Source organism: Actinomyces oris (assembly GCF_006546825.1).
Lineage (GTDB): Bacteria > Actinomycetota > Actinomycetes > Actinomycetales > Actinomycetaceae > Actinomyces > Actinomyces oris.
Genome location: NZ_VICC01000004.1, coordinates 248,409 through 262,788, shown reverse-complemented (window position 1 = coordinate 262,788; position 14,380 = coordinate 248,409). Strand labels below are relative to the sequence as shown.

14 protein-coding genes are annotated in these 14,380 nt (G+C 69.7%); 7 read left to right on the top strand and 7 right to left on the bottom strand.

Annotated features, from left to right (window positions below):
* The first annotated feature begins 286 nt into the window (after positions 1–286).
* Positions 287–853 (top strand): NUDIX domain-containing protein, encoded by a 567-nt coding sequence (locus tag FK267_RS05415; RefSeq protein WP_141406557.1) that lies wholly within the window; start codon positions 287–289, stop codon positions 851–853.
* A gap of 2 nt (positions 854–855) precedes the next feature.
* On the opposite strand, the gene FK267_RS05410 is transcribed toward FK267_RS05415, so the two are convergent.
* Positions 856–2,025: a patatin-like phospholipase family protein gene (locus tag FK267_RS05410; RefSeq protein WP_373693186.1), complete on the bottom strand. Its 1,170-nt coding sequence runs from the start codon at positions 2,023–2,025 to the stop codon at positions 856–858.
* Between FK267_RS05410 and FK267_RS05400 the strand changes: the two genes are divergently transcribed.
* The 3 genes from FK267_RS05400 (at position 2,000) to FK267_RS05390 (ending at position 4,930) form a co-directional block, all read left to right on the top strand.
* Positions 2,000–3,106, top strand: a complete 1,107-nt coding sequence (locus tag FK267_RS05400; protein WP_141406556.1) for an NADH:flavin oxidoreductase/NADH oxidase — start codon at positions 2,000–2,002, stop codon at positions 3,104–3,106. The genes FK267_RS05410 and FK267_RS05400 overlap by 26 nt on opposite strands.
* Before the next feature lie 138 nt (positions 3,107–3,244).
* A complete protein-coding gene (locus FK267_RS05395) occupies positions 3,245–3,580 on the top strand; it encodes a winged helix-turn-helix transcriptional regulator (protein ID WP_141406555.1) in 336 nt (111 codons plus the stop codon).
* Between the two features lie 309 nt (positions 3,581–3,889).
* On the top strand, positions 3,890–4,930 hold the full coding sequence (locus FK267_RS05390) for a zinc-binding alcohol dehydrogenase family protein (protein WP_141406554.1): 1,041 nt from the start codon (positions 3,890–3,892) through the stop codon (positions 4,928–4,930).
* A 49-nt stretch (positions 4,931–4,979) separates the two neighbouring features.
* Here FK267_RS05390 and FK267_RS05385 read toward each other — a convergent pair whose 3' ends face one another.
* A complete protein-coding gene (locus FK267_RS05385; RefSeq protein ID WP_141406553.1) occupies positions 4,980–5,435 on the bottom strand; it encodes a YchJ family protein in 456 nt (151 codons plus the stop codon).
* Positions 5,436–5,437: 2 nt separating this feature from the next.
* Entirely contained in the window at positions 5,438–6,772 is a 1,335-nt protein-coding gene (locus FK267_RS05380) for a M18 family aminopeptidase (protein ID WP_141406552.1), read from the bottom strand.
* Between the two features lie 82 nt (positions 6,773–6,854).
* Between FK267_RS05380 and FK267_RS05375 the strand changes: the two genes are divergently transcribed.
* Positions 6,855–7,508 carry an HAD-IA family hydrolase gene (locus FK267_RS05375; RefSeq protein ID WP_141406551.1) on the top strand — a complete coding sequence of 218 codons (654 nt, stop codon included), beginning with the start codon at positions 6,855–6,857 and terminating at the stop codon, positions 7,506–7,508.
* Between the two features lie 96 nt (positions 7,509–7,604).
* The gene (locus FK267_RS05370; protein WP_141406550.1) at positions 7,605–8,168 is read left to right on the top strand and encodes a GtrA family protein; all 564 of its coding nucleotides are present in this window, start codon (positions 7,605–7,607) and stop codon (positions 8,166–8,168) included.
* Between the two features lie 258 nt (positions 8,169–8,426).
* Here the strand turns inward: FK267_RS05370 and FK267_RS05365 are convergent, their stop codons facing one another.
* Positions 8,427–9,239 carry a peptidyl-tRNA hydrolase gene (locus FK267_RS05365; protein ID WP_373693185.1) on the bottom strand — a complete coding sequence of 271 codons (813 nt, stop codon included), beginning with the start codon at positions 9,237–9,239 and terminating at the stop codon, positions 8,427–8,429.
* 277 nt (positions 9,240–9,516) lie between these two features.
* Here FK267_RS05365 and FK267_RS05360 point away from each other — a divergent pair, with 277 nt between their 5' ends.
* Positions 9,517–10,806, top strand: a complete 1,290-nt coding sequence (locus tag FK267_RS05360; RefSeq protein ID WP_141406664.1) for a M48 family metallopeptidase — start codon at positions 9,517–9,519, stop codon at positions 10,804–10,806.
* Between the two features lie 25 nt (positions 10,807–10,831).
* On the opposite strand, the gene FK267_RS05355 is transcribed toward FK267_RS05360, so the two are convergent.
* The 3 genes from FK267_RS05355 to FK267_RS05345 all read right to left on the bottom strand — a co-directional run bounded on the left by FK267_RS05355 (position 10,832) and on the right by FK267_RS05345 (position 14,368).
* A complete protein-coding gene (locus FK267_RS05355) occupies positions 10,832–12,190 on the bottom strand; it encodes a PAS domain-containing protein (protein WP_141406549.1) in 1,359 nt (452 codons plus the stop codon).
* Positions 12,191–12,764: 574 nt separating this feature from the next.
* On the bottom strand, positions 12,765–13,325 hold the full coding sequence (locus tag FK267_RS05350) for a hypothetical protein (protein WP_249039338.1): 561 nt from the start codon (positions 13,323–13,325) through the stop codon (positions 12,765–12,767).
* 218 nt (positions 13,326–13,543) lie between these two features.
* Positions 13,544–14,368, bottom strand: a complete 825-nt coding sequence (locus tag FK267_RS05345) for an LLM class flavin-dependent oxidoreductase (RefSeq protein ID WP_141406548.1) — start codon at positions 14,366–14,368, stop codon at positions 13,544–13,546.
* Positions 14,369–14,380 lie beyond the last annotated feature (12 nt).

Genomic DNA, 14,380 nt, shown 5'->3' with positions numbered 1-14,380 from the left:
CGGCGACGTCGGATCCGCGGACTGGGGCCGAGATCTCCCGTCACCCCAGGGTGGATCCTAGTTGTCCGACGTCGAGCCGGCAGCGTTACCGTCGAGGTGATTCTCAGATGCCCCAGGACGGGCACGCTGCAAAGCTGCCGTAGACGGCCACTGATGACTGACTGCACCGGAGCATTGCCTACATTCCTGATGGTTTCATGAGTCCCCGTCTTCCGTATCCCGACCGTTCTCCTCATATCCCCCACCCGTCCGGCTCCGCTCCGGCACCTGGTCTACGGTGGTCGCCATGGCAGCCCACTCCTTCACCCTCGTTCCCGCCGCCTACGTCTACCTCCTGCGTCCCGATCCGGGTGCCGTGGACCGGGCCGCCGGAGCGGCGAGCAGCGCGACCCAGGTGCTCCTCCAGCTGCGGCGGAACACCGGCTACATGGACGGGCACTGGGCCTGCGGCGCCTCGGGGCACGTCGAGGCCGCCGAGAGCGTCCTGGAGACGGCTCTGCGCGAGACCGATGAGGAGCTGGGGATCGGCGTCGAGGCGGAGGACCTCGACGCGCTGACGGCGATGCACCGCACCAATGACCTGGGCGGCGCGGCCCTGGAGCAGCGCATCGACCTGTTCTTCACGCTGCGGACCTGGACGGGCACGCCGGCCGTGCGTGAGCCGGCCAAGAACGCGGGTCTGCGCTGGTTCTCACTGACCGACCTGCCCGAGGCGGTCCCGCCGCACGAGCGCCACGTCCTGGAGCTGCTGGCCGCCTCCCTCGACGGCGGGAGGCCGGTGCCCCCGATCATCACCTTCGGATTCGATGAGGGCCAAGACATCGACCGCTATGGCGTCGCCCTGCCGCACTGAGCTCAGCTCGCCAGGAAGGCCTCAATGGCGGGAAGCTCGCGGCGGGCCTGGGCCAGTCCGGCCTCGAAGGCGGTGACGATGCGGTCGTAGCGCAGCTCGCCGTTGGCGATGGGCATGCGCTCGGGCCGGAAGAGGTATGCGCGCCCCTGGCTGCGCAGCTGCTCCAGCTCCTCGACGGTGCGGTTGTAGTTCTCGGGGCGGTCGATGACGGCCTGGACCAGGGCCGGGTAGCGGGGGTAGAGCCGCTGAAGGATCTCGATCTCGTGGCGACGCATGGGCGGCTTGCGGTAGCCCTCGGGGCGGGTCATGACCACGAGCAGCTTGTCGTAGCCGTCCACGCGGGCGGCATCGATGGCGAAGCCGCCGGTGGGCCCGACGGCGCCGTCCACGTAGGGGGCGCCGTCGACCTCGACCATGGGCATGAGCACCGGCATCGACGACGACGCCCGGGCCCGCACCAACAGGTCACCCATGGTGGGCATGTCCTCCAGGCCCCAGTAGACCTCCTCGCCGGTGTCGCAGCGGAAGGCGCCCAGGCGCACCGTGGTGGGTGAGGCGGCGAAGGTCTCCCAGTCGAAGGGGATGGACTCGTCGGGGGCGGAGGTGTGCAGGTAGATGTGCTCGGAGTTGAAGTAGCCCTTGCCGGTCACGAAGCTGCCCCAGCCGCCGGCCTGGGGATCGGTGGTCAGTCCCAGGTAGGCCTCACGGGTGCGCCAGGTGTCCCGGGAGACGAAGTTGCAGGTGTTGGTGCAGCCCGCTGAGATACCCCCGACCCAGGGGAAGGAGAGACCGGCCTCCAGCATGACGCGCACGAGGCCGGCCGTGTAGGCCCCGCGCATGCCGCCGCTCTCGAAGACGAGGGCGACGTCGTCGGGTCCGTGGGTGATGGGAGCGGGCCGGTGGTGAGGGTCGGAGACGGGGACGGGCCGTTGGACAAGGTCGGAGACGGGGACGGGCCGTTGGACAGGGTCGGAGACGGGGACGGGCCGTTGGACAGGGTCGGAGACGGGGACGGGCCGTTGGACAGGGTCGGAGACGGGGACGGGACGCGAGATCACGCCCGGGAGCCTATGGGTTCCATGGCGCCATCGCACGGGTGATTCCCGCCCCATGTCGGCCGAGCGGTCGGGAGAGTAGCGTGAGGCCATGAGTTCCTCCAGCGCGCTGCGCATTCTTGAGCCGATGACCATGCGCGGGCTGACCGCCCGCAACCGCCTGTGGCTGCCGCCGATGTGCATGTACTCGGTCGAGGCGCAGGACGGCGTCGTCACCGACTGGCACGTGGTCCACTACGCCAGCCGCGCGGTGGGAGGTTTCGGCACGGTCATCGTGGAGGCCACGGCGGTCACCCCGGAGGGGCGCCTGTCCCCCAACGACCTGGGGCTGTGGTCGGATGAGCAGGTCGCCGGCCAGCGCCGCCTGGTGGAGGCGATCCACGCCGGCGGGGCCCTGGCGGGTATCCAGATCGGGCACGGCGGCCGCAAGTCAGGGACCCCACCGTGGCGCCCCAAGGTGGAGGGCGCGCGCACCGGCACCCTGGAGGGATGGGAGCTGCTGGCCCCCAGCGCGATCCCCTTCACCCAGCACGCGGTTCCCACCGAGCTGGACGAGGCCGGGATCGGTCGAATCGTGGAGGCCTTCGCGGCGGCCGCGCGGCGCGCCGTCGAGGCCGGCTACGACGTCGTCGAGATCCACGGGGCCCACGGCTACCTCATCCACGAGTTCCGCTCCGCCCTGTCCAACCAGCGCACCGACTCCTACGGCGGAAGCGTGGAGAACCGGCAACGCTTCCCGCTTGAGGTGGTGCGGGCCGTGCGCGAGGCCATCGGGTCGGAGACGGTGCTCGACATCCGGCTGTCGGCCTCGGACTGGGCCGAGGGCGGCGTCACCGGTGAGGAGACCGCCGCCTTCAGCCGCGAGCTGGTGGAGGCCGGCGTCGACGTCCTGCACATCTCCAGCGGCGGGAACGTCCCGGCCGCGGTGCCGGTGGGGCCCGGCTACCAGCTGCCGCTGGCCGAGCAGGTGAAGCGGGCCGTGGCCGGCAGCGACGTCCCGGTGGTGGGCGTGGGTCTCATTGAGGAGGCGGCCCAGGCCGAGCAGGCGCTCATCGCCGGGCAGGCCGACGCGATCGCCGTGGGCCGGGCCGCCCTGCGCGACCCCTACCTGCCGCTGCGCTGGGCGGCCGACCTGGGGGCACGCTCCTGGGACGAGGCCCCCTGGCCCATCCAGTACTGGCGCGGCACCTGGAGCTGAGCGAGTCCTCGGACCGCCCGACACTAGTACTATCTCTTGGGAAGTCCTCAGTCGCATGCGACGTATCCATCTTCTGGAGGTAGATCCTTGGGCAGCAGCCATTCGACGGCACCCAGTGCGCAAAGGCACCGCGGGGACGTGTACTCCTCGCAGTGCCCGTGCCGCGATCTTCTGGAGGTCGTGGCCAACAAGTGGTCCGCGCTGGCCATCGGCGCACTGGCCGAGGGACCGTTGCGCTTCGGGGAGCTGCAACGGCGCCTTCAAGGCATCTCGCCGAAGGTACTGACCGCTATGCTGCGCCGGTTGGAGGACCATGGGCTCGTGCACCGAGAGGTGATCCCGGAGGTTCCTCTTCACGTGGAGTACTCCCTGACGGAGGTCGGCCGGAGCGCCGTCGAACCGGTATTCGCGCTTCGCGAATGGGCCGAGTCCCGATACGCGCATGCGCTGACTCACGCGAGGTCGACGCCGTAGGTCGCGTGTCGATGCGAAGGTGATTCCCCAGGGCCATGTCCCGGGGAATCACCACTGCGCACAGTTCGTCGGGAACACACCCGAGCCCTCGACATCGGACGCTGAAGGTGCTGCGGGCCTACGGCGCGCCCACGAGTCCCTGGGTATCCGGACGTCGTCACGGCCGACGCACCAGCACCACACTATCTTCTTGATAGTAGGGGTCATTGCGGGTAACCACTTTCTTCTGACTACGGTGTGTGCTCGTTGACGGTGCACGTCCGTCGAACCTGGCACAAGCCGATGAGCAAGGAGAGCAAGGAGCTATCGATGCCCTCAAGCAGCCCTGACACCCAACGCACCATGACCGCTGTCGTCACTCGATCCGGAGGCTCGGTGGACATCCCGGATGCCCTGGTCGATGCCACCGTCCCCGCCCCGGCGGCTCCCACTGGCCACGACATCCTCGTGGAGGTCAAGGCACTGTCCGTCAACCCCGTTGACGTCAAAGTGCGCGCCGCCCTCAACCACGCCGGCGGCGAGGAACGCATCCTGGGATGGGATGCAGCGGGAACGGTCATCGCGGTCGGCGAGCAGACCACCCTCTTCCAGCCCGGCGATGACGTCTACTACGCCGGAGCACTGGAGCGTCCTGGCTCCTACGGACAGCTGCAGCTCGTGGACGAACGCATCGTTGGACCGAAGCCGAGCTCGTTGGACTACGCGAGTGCGGCGGCGCTGCCCCTGACCTCCCTCACCGCGTGGGAGGCTCTTTTCGACAAGCTCCACCTGAGCAGGGACTCCGCAGGCACGATCCTTGTGCTGGGAGCCGCCGGAGGGGTGGGCTCCATGGTGATCCAGCTGACCAAGGCCCTCACTGATGTCTCCGTCATCGCCACTGCCTCACGTGAGGAGTCCCGCGACTGGGTCCGGTCACTGGGTGCCGACGCCGTGGTGGACCACTTCGCCGAGGACCTCGCACAGCAGGTTCTCGCCATCGCACCGGACGGCGTCGACTACGTCTTCACCCCGCAGAGCCGAGGGCGCGTGCCGCTGCTGACCACGGTGGTTCGTCCTTTCGGGGAGATCGTCGCCATCGACGACGAGCGAGACCTGGACCTGTACGCGCTCAAGGACAAGGCCATCTCATGGCACTGGGAGTTCATGTTCGCCCGCCCCAGGCACGGCTACGATCTGATCACCCAGCACCACATCCTCTCCACCATCGCCGAGCTCATCGACAGCGGAAGAATCCGTGGCAGTGCGTCCCAGACGCTCACGCCTCGCAATGCTGCGCAGATACGGGCAGCTCACCGCCTCATCGAGAGCGGGCGCACAATAGGAAAGATCGTTGTGACCGACGCCGGCTGAGTCGACCGAATCGGGACCGAAGCGGGCCCCGATCGCCGTATGCAGCGGGCTATCCGACGGCGTCGAGGTAGAGCCAGCGGCCGGCGCGGCGAGTGAAGCGGGAACGCTCGTGCAGGGCGTCGTCCACCACTCCCCCGCACCCGTCGCCGCTGCGGTAGGTGGCGGTGAACTCCACAATGCCGGTCTCGTCGTCCGCCCCGCCATCGACGGTCTCGTGGATGGTCAGTCCCGTCCACCGGGTCCCGGGGTGGCAGTAGGGCCCCTCGGGACGGGTGCGCGGGTGCCAGGTGCGGAAGAGGTAGTCCTCGTCGCCGACGACGAAAGCCGTGTAGCGCGAGCGCATGAGGGCCTCGGCGGTGGGCGCCGGGGCGCCGTCGTGGAGCGGCTCGCAGCACTGGGCGTAGGTGCGCCCGCTGCCGCAGGGGCAGGGGGAGGCGCCGTGCACGCCGGCGGCGCGGATCGGCGAGTCCGGCCGGCCCCTGCGTCCGCCCCGCTTCCCCGCCACGCTCAGGCCCCCTGCCAGTAGGCGTGCAGGGCCTGGGCGAGCCAGGGTCCGTCCTTGACGCCGCACATCTCGCGGGCCGAGTGCATGCTCAGCAGGGGCACGCCGACATCGACCGTGGTGATGCCGAGGCGGGTGGCGGTGATGGGGCCGATGGTGGAGCCGCAGGGCACGGCGTTGTTGGAGACGAAGTCCTGACTGGGCACGCCCGCGGCGGTGCAGGCCCGCGCCCAGATCGCAGCGCCCGTGGCGTCAGTGGCGTAGCGCTGCTGGGCGTTGATCTTGAGCAGGGGGCCATGGTTGATGAGCGGCTGGACGGCCGGGTCGTGCAGGTGGGAGTAGGCGGGGTGGACGGAGTGCCCCGCGTCGGCGCTCACGCAGGTCGAGCGGGCCATGAGGGCCTCGAGGCCGTCACCGCTGACGCCCAGGACCCGGGCCAGGCGCCGCAGGAGCGTCTCGAGGAAGGGGCCACCCGCCCCGGAGCGGGTGTCCGAGCCGACCTCCTCGTGGTCGAAGGCGACCAGGATGACGGGCTCGGCGGGCTCGGTCTCGGCGGCCGCGAGCGCCTCGAGGGCGACCAGTCCGGCGTGGACGGAGGAGAGGTTGTCCAGGCGGGAGGAGGCCAGGAACTCTCCGTCGCGGCCGAAGCGAGCGGGCGCCTGGGTGGGGTAGGTCAGGACGTCGTGGCCGGCGAGCTCGGCCGGATCGATGCCGGCAATCTCGCACAGGTGGGTCTCGACGGCGTCGGGGGCGGTATCGGGTCCGGCCAGCGACCACAGGGGCAGCAGGTGGGTCTGGCGGTCCAGGTGGAGGGTGTCGTTGACGCTGCGGTCCAGGTGCGGGGCGATCTGGGACACGCGGGCGATGGGGCCGGTGCGCACAAGGTGGACGGCACCGTCGCGGGTGGTCAGGCGCCCGGCCAGGCCCAGCTCGCGGTCGAGGAATGAGGCGAGCAGGGGGCCGCCGTAGACCTCGGCGTTGATGAGCTGCCAGCCGGAGCGGACGAGGGCGGCGGCGGGCTTGAGCTTGAGGGCCGGGGAGTCGGTGTGGGCGCCGACGATGCGCAGGCCTGCCCTCGGGGCGAGTGTCTCGGGCAGAGCCCAGGCGGCGATGGCGCCATCGCGGATGACGTAGCCGCACCGCGGCAGGTCCTCCTGCCAGGAGACGGTCTCATCGGCGCCGGTGAAGCCGGCCCCCTCCAGGCGGCGGGCGACCTCGGCGGCGGCGTGGTAGGAGCTGGGAGAGGCGGTGACGAAGTCGATGAGCGAATCGGTGTAGGCGTCGTCGTCGCGCAGGATCTCGGCAGCGTCACGGGTGGGGGTGCTGGCGGCATCAGTCATGGCCCCAGTCTTCCACCGGTGCGCCCCACGCCCCGACCGACCTCCCAAGCAAACCCACCGTGAGGTAGGGCAGAATCGGGGTGTGAGTATCTCTCAGCCAGTCATCCCGCCCGCCTCGTCCACGCCCGTGCGCGCCGTCCTGCTCGATGCCGACGGCGTTCTGCAGCTCATCGGCACCCCGTGGGGCGAGGCGCTGACCCGCGGCGGCGGCCCTACCTTCGCCCAGGCCATGATCGATGGTGAGACTGACGCCCTGACGGGCCGGGAGACCCTCACCGAGCTGCTGGAGCGGGTAGTGGGCAATCTGAGGCTGGAACTGAACGCATCGGACCTGCTTGAGATGTGGCACCGGGCCACACCCGACCCGCTGGCCTGGCAGCTGGTGGGTGACCTGCGCGAGGCGGGCTACACCACGGTCCTGGCCACCAACCAGCAGTGGGAACGCCGGGCCTGGATGCGCGAGGAGCTGGGCTATGACGGCCTGTGCGACATCGACGGCTACTCCTGCACGCTGGGGGTGGCCAAGCCGGATGCCGCCTACTTCCACCGACTGCTGGAGCTGGCGGGGGTGGCCGCCGACCAGGCCCTGTTCGTCGACGACAACGCCACCAACATCGCCGCGGCCCGCGAGGTGGGTTTGCGCACTATCCACCACCCGGCCGACGCCGGCGGCGAGCTCCTACGCCGCGAGGTCGCCCAGGCCCTGACGCCGGTCGCCTCTCCGCCGCAAGGATGAGCCGGCGGGCCGCTGTTCCTCCTTCCGGAACTTGCCCAACCGGCGCGGTCGGGGAAGACTCCCCCTGACAGGAGCGTTCACAGGGAAGGACACCTCATGGCAGGAACTGCGACGGACGACCACGCCCCCGGGACCACGACCGCTGAAGGAGCTGCGTCCACCGTCGAGTCCTCCGCCTCCACGACCCGCCGCGCCCCGGAGGTCTTCCTGCGCCTCATCACGGCGATCCACTCCGTCCTGCCGGGCTTCGTGCGCCGTCGGCTGCCGGTGACCTTCATCGGCTACGCGATCATCAACGGCTCCGCCTTCTTCCTGGACATCACCTGCCTGTGGGTGTTCTACAACCACCTTCACTGGTTCTACCCCGTGGCGGTCACGGTCGGCTACGCCATCGCGGCCGTCTACTCCTTCCTGCTCAACCGGTGGCTGAACTTCCAGGCCCACGGGCACGTCGTCCAGCAGGGGGCGGGCTACATGGCCGGGGTCGTCAGCCAGTACGTCATCTTCATCCTGGGGCTGTCCTCACTGCTGCACTGGTTCGGGGTCAACGCCGAGCTGGCGCGCGTCATCTCGGCCTGCTGCGAGGGCATCTACCTCTACGTGTTCATCCGGCTGTGGGTGTTTCGCGGGGTGCCGGAGCCCGAGGAGCAGTCCCAGTAGGTACCCGATCGGGGACGTCCTTCTTCGACGAGGACTGCGTTGTCCTGCAGATGACTGAGGTCCGGCCTCAGTCATCTGGAGGACAAGTACGTTCTGGGCGGGAAACGCAGTTCCCGATCCAGGGCGCCACGACTCCTGAGACGCTCGCCCGGGCGGGAGTCCGGGGACAGGCCGCCCCGGCGGCGATGGCGGGCTGATGGAGGATGTCTGGCGGGTCGCCGGTGCCCCTGCGCGAAGGGACACCCAGGTACCGCGCCCTCACCAGGAGGCGCGAGTCGTCTCGGTGGGGCCGTCGAGCTCGGTGAAGCCGGCGTCGGTGACGCTGACGGGCCGGGTGGTGGTCTCCCACTGCTCCCGGCTGGGCACGACGACGCGCACCCGGTAGCCGTCCTCGGCCCAGGCCCGCCTCATGGCGGGGGGCATGGCGCTGCTCTCCCAGGCCAGCTGGGCGGCGTGGCCGCACTGGGCGGCCAGCTTGCCCGAGGTCATCTCGTGCAGGGGGGTCACCTCGATCGTCACGAGGGCCCCGCTGGAGGCCGACGCCGCCGTGAGCGCGATCCGCTCGGCCGCGGCCGGATCCTGGGCGACGCGCGCAGTGATCTCGGCGGGCGGTGGGGGCAGCTCGTCACCGGGTGGGAAGTGGGTGCCCTCCACCTGGGTCTTGGCCAGGGCCCCGGGCAGGGGGCGCACCGGGCCGGGCACGAAGGCGCGGGCGGCCGCCTGCCCCCAGCCGGCCGGGCCGTCCTGGGTGACGGTGACGCCGTCGATGTCCTGGACCTCCTCCCAGCGCTTGCCGCGGGCCCGGCGCACGAGCTTGCGGATGCGCCCGTCGCGCCAGTAGTCGACGGCCGGGTTCCACGGCCCGCCGGGGGCGGCGGCGGGTGAGGCCAGGAGGGAGACGACGGCGCGGGCGGCCGCCTCGGCGACGTCGATCCTCCGGGGCGGGTGGACCTTGTCGTAGCGCACGGCGATCTGCATGCCCCAGGGCACGGCGTGGTCCGGGTTCCCGGACAGGGAGGGCAGAGGCTGCGAGGACAGGAACGGCGAAGACGGCGAGGCGGAGTGCGGCACGGGCAGGAGCCTACGGGGTCGCGATCGACGGCGTCAGGTCCCGCCGGATCCCCACCTCCCGCAGGACTGCTGGAGCGACAGCGCCGTTCGAGGGAAGCGACCAACCACACCTTTTCCCACCAGACGGCCGATAAGCCAGAGGTGAAGATCCTCCTGGGGCAGGAGATGAACCCAGCGGCGAGTCGTTTAGGTTGCCGTCATGCCACCACATGTTCCACCCACCCTCCCCGGTCCCCTCGGCTCGCCGCCGCCGGCTGTGCCACCCTCCCACCCCCGGATGTTCAACGGCGCGACCGTTCACGGCATCAAGGGCATCCGCAAGCTGCGTCACCCCGCCGAGATCCCACTCCTGATCGCGACCAGCATGGCGACTGCACTGGCCTACCTGGTGTGGATCGCCCTGGTGATCTGGCTGGTCACCGTGCCCGAGCCCACCGGTTTGGGGGCTCAGGTTCGCGACTTCTTCCTCAGCCAGGAGAACAGCGGCATGCAGTTCCTCCTGCTGGTGCCCCTCATCCCGATCATCCTGTGGGTAGGGCGCGCGATGCTGTACGCCAAGCTCCGCGCGACCGCGGTCCAGATGAGTCCCACCCAGTTCCCGGAGGGCTATCGGATGGTTGTCGAGGCGGCCCAGCAGTTCGGCCTGCGCCGGGTCCCCGATGCCTACGTGACCATGGGCAACGGTCAGATCAACGCCTTCGCGGCCGGCCACGGCTACCGGCGTTTCGTGGTCGTCCACTCCGACATGTTCGAGATCGGTGGCCGGGCCCGCGACCCTGAGGCGCTGCGCTTCGTGATCGGGCACGAGGTCGGGCACCTCGCCGCGGGTCACATCTCCATGCTGCGCCTGCTGTTCGTCACCCTCGGCCTCAACGTCCCGCTTCTGGGCAAAGCGCTGGTTCGGGCCCAGGAGTACACGGCGGACAACCACGGCTACACCTACGCGCCTGCGGGCGTGCCCGGGGTCGTGGGGGTGCTCTCCGGCGGCAAGTACCTGGGTGCGGAGGTCAACACCCACGCCCTGGCGGATCGCGCCACGCGGGAGAAGGGACTGTGGCTCCACATGACCGTCTGGCGGTCCACGCACCCGGTCATCACCTGGCGCGCCCACGCCCTGCGCGACCGCACCCGCCCGGGGCGGATCATGATCCGTCCGCCGGAGTTCACGGCGTGGTTCCCGCCGCCGGCTCCCAGCGGCAGCGGGCCGTCCGGTTCGTGGCCGACGCCGGAGCAGATGCTCGCGGTGCTGGACTCCACCTCCTCGGCCGTGCCCAGCGAGGAGCAGTTCGGTCGCTACCCCGGTGTGGTCTACGAGATCCCTCGCGATGAGCTGCGCTGGGCCTCCCCCGTTCCCGTGCCCGTTCCGGTGGGAACCGCGTCTGTCGGACAGGGCGCCCTCTCAGCACCCCCGAGCGCGGCCGGTTCCACCGGGCCGCAGCAACCCGGCCCCTACGGGTACGCCTCACCGGCAAGCCCCGTGCAGGACCGACACGTGGACTACCCGGGGGCGACGCCCACTGAGGCAACGGCTCAGGACGCCCCGCGCTCCGAGACCGACTCCTACTGAGCCCGGTCGGGCGGGGCGAGCCCTTTCAGCTCGGGGCGACGGCTCCGGCCGCCGTCGTGAAGGAGTCCAGGGCCTCCCCCAGCTCCGCGAAGTTGTCGGCGACATGAGTGGCTTGGCAGCGGGCGGCGAGGTCATCGAGCTCGGCCAGGCGACGGCCCACGGACTCGACCACGCCGGAGGCGGCACTGGAGAGCTCTGCGGCGATGGCGGGCAGCTCCGGGTCGCTCGACGCGGCTGAACCGGTCCACAGCATGAGGAGCTGGTTCGGGATCGTCATCATGCGGCTGGCCTCGCCGATGTAGGCGACCGCCTGGGCCGCGAGCGCACTGTGGGCCTGGGTCTGACGCTCCATCTCGGCGATGCCCTCACGCAGCGACTCGATGAGGTCGGGGATGGCCTGCGCCGAGTACTGCGGGTCTCCGACGCCGTCGATGAGCTCGACGGTGAACAGCGAGCTGATGGTGGTGTGCAGACGGGCCAGGGCGATACGGAAGCGGGTGCGGGCGCCGTTGGTGTCGAGCTGGGCCAGGGTGTCGACGAGCCTCGCCACGAGGGGACTGACCAGGCTCTGCATCTGAGTCCACAGGTCCAGCAGGTCGGCCAGGGGCTTGACCCGGGGGTCGGAGCGGTCCAGAGCAGCGATGTGTGAGGCGTTCAGACGAGGGTCCTCCAGGGTTCGGGTCAGTCCCTTCCCCGCGGCCTTGAGGGAGGCGGAGAGCTCGGCGAGCTGCTGCTGACCGGACATCCACGAGTCGAGCCCGGCGGCGATCCTGGTGACCGAGTCGAGCATGACGCGCAGGTCCCCGGTGGCGTCGGGGCGCACCGGGATGCCCTCGGAGAGCTCCTCCCGACGCGCCACCTCCGCCGGTAGGGCCGTGTTCTGGAACTCCTCGTAGGAGGACAGGCCCGCTCCGGCCAGCTTCTCGGCGATGCGGTTCAACCCCTCCTCGGCCGCCGCCCGGCGGTTGGCCCCGGCGTGGATGGCCTCATCCTCGACGGCGCGAGCGTCGCTGTAGATGGCGCAGGCGGTGTCGAACAGGTCGGAGCACACCGGACGGGTGCGCACCGAGAGGTAGCCGCCGTCGGACAGTGGGGTGACGGTGGCGAAGACGTCGTACTCACTGCCGTCGGCGGCGAGGTTACGCACGTAGGCGGCGAAGGGGCTGCCGGCTTTGAGGGTGTCCCACATGGCCTTGAAAGCGCCACCGGGCATCTCCGGGTGGCGGATGATGTTGTGCGGGGCGCCGGAGAGCTCGTCACGCCGATAGCGCGAGAGCTCGATGAAGACGTTGTTCGAGTGGCGGATGACGCCACGTGCATCAGTGGTGGAGAAGAAGAGCTGGTCGACACCCACTTCATGAACGGCTCCGGTGACCTGCGGCATAGGCAACTGCTCCTTGGAGAGATCGGGGGCTGGCGGCATCCGGCGCCCTGAGCCGGACAACCACTACCTTCCGCCCGTTGATTAACGGTTGGACGGCTGAACAATACACGGCACTTCCGGGACAACACCGACGAGAATCAACACAAAAGGGTTGCCTATACGTTTAAAATACATCAAAGATTGACAATATTTCCCTCTTTTGAAAAGGCCTTCTCCAGCCCCAGGAAAACGAAACAAATTCCGCAACTAGATTCCCAGAATATTCTCAGGTACATTGAAGTGCTCCCTCAGGAGCAGTGGGTTACATAGTGACCGCCGCCGGACGGAACTGGTCGCGAGGGTTGGGGAGCCCAATGACCGATCGGATTTCGAGGCCGCCCGAGTTGATAGGGAGCTCGGCGTGAGCCGCTCTGGCGAAGGAGGGTTGAGTCCCCTCTGGAATATGGGATCCAGAGGCGATGCCGCCCTCAACGACAGGGGCCTGTGGGGCTCGGAGAAGTCCGAGACCCACAGGCCACGTCATTTATCGACATCATTGCGGCGGTTTCGTCTCCACAACCCCTCTGTCCCCGCTCTATCGAATAAGGCGGGGAAGCAGACGGACACCGACTGCCATGACCACGAGCTCCACCAGGGTCTGAGTCACCACCGCAATCGGTGCCATCCCCATGGAATCAGGCAGCGCCAGAGCCAACGGCAGAACCACCAGCGAGTTACGGGTGGTCCCGGAGAAGGCGAGCGCCAGGCGCGCCTGACGTCCCTGGCGGGCCATGCGCCCGGCGACGTCTCCCACAACCGGCATCACCAGAGCGAAAGTCACGAAGAGCGGAACCACCCGGGCGACGACGTCGGGCCGGGAGGCGACGTGGGGAACCTGGGAGGCGACGACGAGCACCAGGGTCGCCATCATGAGCGGAACCATGAGCGCCGTCGTCGCTGATGCGAGCCGGGCGGCGGACCGGACCCGGGGTGCGGCGCGCCGCGTGAGGATCGACAGCCCCATAGGCAGTGCGATCATGAGGATGAAGGCCTGCGCGAAGGGTCGCCAGCTGATACCACCGCCCTGGACCCCAGGTGAGCCGGCAGCAACGGCCAGCCACAGTGGCAGGACAAGGGCCTGGATGAGCATGAGCACTGGAACAGCAACGTGACCAGCACCGGGGAGATCGCCGCCTCAAGAAGGCGGCCGGCTGCAGGAGCAGTCAGCCCCAGGCCGGCGCCGGCCACGAGCGCCCCCAGGTACAGGACCACCTGGTGGTGCTCCATCCACGCGACCACCGGGGCCTGATCGCCTGCGTCCTCCATGACGGAACCGTGTCGCGACCGGACGGGACGGCGACCGGTGCCGGAGGTCTACGCCTCCAGGGAGTAGCCCGTCACCGGTCCGGCGGTGTTGGGCTGCCAGCCCAGTGCCGGGGCGACGTGCTCGGCGAAGGCCTGCAGGATGTGGAGGTTGAAGTCGACGCCGAGCTGGCTGGGGATGGTGAGCATGAGGGTGTCGGCGGCATGGAGCGCCTCGTCCCGGGCGAGCTGCTCGACGAGGACGTCGGGCTCGGCGGCATAGGTGCGCCCGAAGGTCGACTGCAGGCCGTCGATGACGCCGATCTGGTCGTGGGAGTCCTCGCCGCGCAGCGCGAAGAACTTCCGGTCGACCTCGGAGACGATCGGGAAGATGGAGCGCGAGACGCTCACACGCGGGGTCCAGTCATGGCCGGCCTCCTTCCACGCCTCGCGGTAGCGGCGGATCTGCTCGGCCTGAAGGTGGGAGAAGCCCTCGCCAGTGGCCTCGGTCAGGAGGGTCGAGCTCATGAGGTTCAGGCCCTGGCGGGCGGTCCACTCGGCGGTCTCCCGCGAGCCGGCACCCCACCACAGGCGGCGGTCCACGCCGGGGGCGTGCGGCTCGATGCGCAGACGGGAGCTCGCGCCGGGTGCCATGCCACCGCTGGTGTCGAGGTCCGCCTGCGGGACACCCCGGACGGCGTCGAGGAACTGGGCGGTGTGGGCACGGGCGACGTCGACTCCGCGCGGGTCGACGCCGCCGGTATAGCCGAAGGTCTCCCAGCCACGGAGGGCCTGCTCCGGCGAGCCCCGGGAGATGCCGATGGCAATGCGCTGGTCGGTGAGCAGGTCGAGGGCGGCGACCTCCTCGGCCAGGTAGAGCAGGTTCTCGTAGCGCATGTCTGAGTTATG

Coding starts and splice junctions, on each gene's coding strand:
- FK267_RS05400 (WP_141406556.1), top strand. CDS start 2,000: ATGAGTTCCTCCAGCGCGCTGCGCATTCTTGAGCCGATGACCATGCGC.
- FK267_RS05370 (WP_141406550.1), top strand. CDS start 7,605: ATGGCAGGAACTGCGACGGACGACCACGCCCCCGGGACCACGACCGCT.
- FK267_RS05345 (WP_141406548.1), bottom strand. CDS start 14,368: ATGCGCTACGAGAACCTGCTCTACCTGGCCGAGGAGGTCGCCGCCCTC.
- FK267_RS05390 (WP_141406554.1), top strand. CDS start 3,890: ATGCCCTCAAGCAGCCCTGACACCCAACGCACCATGACCGCTGTCGTC.
- FK267_RS05415 (WP_141406557.1), top strand. CDS start 287: ATGGCAGCCCACTCCTTCACCCTCGTTCCCGCCGCCTACGTCTACCTC.
- FK267_RS05380 (WP_141406552.1), bottom strand. CDS start 6,772: ATGACTGATGCCGCCAGCACCCCCACCCGTGACGCTGCCGAGATCCTG.
- FK267_RS05355 (WP_141406549.1), bottom strand. CDS start 12,190: ATGCCGCAGGTCACCGGAGCCGTTCATGAAGTGGGTGTCGACCAGCTC.
- FK267_RS05360 (WP_141406664.1), top strand. CDS start 9,517: ATGTTCAACGGCGCGACCGTTCACGGCATCAAGGGCATCCGCAAGCTG.
- FK267_RS05410 (WP_373693186.1), bottom strand. CDS start 2,025: ATGCGCAGCGCGCTGGAGGAACTCATGGCCTCACGCTACTCTCCCGAC.